Source organism: Mesorhizobium sp. M1A.F.Ca.IN.020.06.1.1 (assembly GCF_004023265.1).
Lineage (GTDB): Bacteria > Pseudomonadota > Alphaproteobacteria > Rhizobiales > Rhizobiaceae > Mesorhizobium.
Map to the genome: position 1 here is coordinate 1 of NZ_RZSR01001067.1, position 1,901 is coordinate 1,901.

Below are 1,901 nucleotides of genomic sequence, written 5' to 3' on the forward strand. Positions count from 1 at the left end.
GCGAGAGCAGGATGGCGATGAAATTGTCGCGATAGCGGTCGGGATCGCGCCACTGCAGCGCCACCGCCATCATGTTGCAGTCGTTTTCCATGGTGGCCGGAATGCCGAATTCCTTTTCCAGGATGTCGGCGAAGGGAATGTCGGTCAGCGGCGTGATCGGCGACCATAGCATGGCGCGGGCATGGGAATCGGTGATGCCCTGGATGCCCATGGCGATGCGGGCGACGCTGCCGACGTCGAGGTCCGGATCGTCCAACCGGCGCCGCACGATCGCCAAGCATTCGCCGATCAGCTCGTTGCGCGGCATGGTGAGGGTATCGAGGCGGCGCTGCTCCTCGGCGATGACCTGGCCCGCATAATCGATAACGGCGACCGAGAGGAAATTGAGCGACAGCACCACCGTCACCACCGCCGCCGCCTCAGGCTTGAGCGCGAGGCCCACCTGTGGCCGGCCGCGCTTCAGAGACGCGGTCTCGCTCGGCTTGCTCTCGGCCAAGACGCCTTCCTGGATCAGGTCGGAAGAGATCGCCGAAATGGTCGAATGGCTGAGCCCGGTGGTCGCGGCGATTTCCGTGCGCGACGGCTGGCCGGCCCGGCGCACGGCCGAGAGCACCATGGCGCGGTTGCGCCGGCGCAGATCGTCGTGGCGGATTCCGACCGACATTTTTGTCTCCTCCCAGTCAGCGCGGCCTCTCGATCATGCACAGGACTCGGCGACGCGCCAGATCGGTTCAGTCCCGCACGCCGGCACCCGAACCGTCCTGGTCTTACAAGTTTCGGTGGACCGGGCTGCGCCTCCTCCCGAACTGTTCCGCGATAGTGGCAGAAGCGGTCGGCACTGTCATTATTTATTGCGGGTCTCGAAAAAAGTACGTGACCACCTCAAAAACCGTCAGAATTGCAGTTGACAGCGCTTTGGCGTTGGATAGTATTTTTTCGAGGCTCGAAAAAAAGCCTCATCGCCTTCGGGCCAGTCTGGGTCGCGCCGCGAGGGCGCAGGAGGATATCATGAAGAGATTCGCAGCCGCCATTCTGGCGGGCGTCGCCATGTCGTTGACGTTGGTGTCGGTCGCGCAGGCGAAGGACAAGGTGATCGGCGTTTCGTGGTCCAATTTCCAGGAAGAGCGCTGGAAGACCGACGAAGCGGCGATGAAGAAGGCGATCGAGGCCGCCGGCGACAAGTACATATCCGCCGACGCACAGTCCAATCCAGGCAAGCAGCTGACCGACGTCGAAAGCCTGATCTCGCAGGGCGCCAATGCGCTGATCATCCTGGCGCAGGACGCCTCGGCGATCGGACCGGCGGTGCAGAAGGCACTCGACGAAGGCATTCCGGTCGTCGGCTACGACCGCCTGATCGAGAACAAGGACGTGTTTTATCTGACCTTCGACAACAAGGAAGTCGGCCGCATGCAGGCCCGCGAGGTGTTCAAGGCCAAGCCCGAGGGCAATTACGTCTTCATCAAGGGCTCGGGCGCCGACCCGAACGCCGATTTCCTGTTCTCCGGCTCGATGGAAGTGCTGAAAGAAGCCATCGACAGCGGCAAGATCAAGAATGTCGGCGAAGCCTATACCGACGGCTGGCTGCCCGCCAACGCGCAGAAGAACATGGAGCAGTTCCTGACCGCCAACGACAACAAGGTCGACGCGGTGGTGGCGGCCAATGACGGCACCGCCGGCGGCGTCGTCGCGGCGCTGACGGCGCAAGGCCTGGCCGGCACCGTTCCGGTCTCGGGCCAGGACGGCGACCATGCCGCGCTCAACCGCATCGCGCTCGGCACCCAGACGGTGTCGGTGTGGAAGGACGCGCGCGAGCTCGGCAAGCACGCCGCCGAGATCGCCTCGCAGCTCGCCGACGGCAAGAAGATGACCGACATCGCGGGAGCCAAGGACTTCACGAC

2 protein-coding genes are annotated in these 1,901 nt (G+C 63.7%); one reads left to right on the top strand and one right to left on the bottom strand.

All coding sequences use genetic code 11. From position 1 onward, the window contains the following. Nucleotides 1-664 (bottom strand): ROK family transcriptional regulator (locus EOA60_RS30975; protein WP_164899690.1); only part of this gene is annotated, 664 nt, incomplete at its 3' end. 344 nt (nt 665-1,008) lie between these two features. On the opposite strand from EOA60_RS30975, the gene xylF reads away from it, so the two are divergent. Further along, a partial coding sequence (gene xylF, locus EOA60_RS30980; RefSeq protein WP_128312470.1) for a D-xylose ABC transporter substrate-binding protein occupies nt 1,009-1,901 on the top strand: 893 nt, incomplete at its 3' end.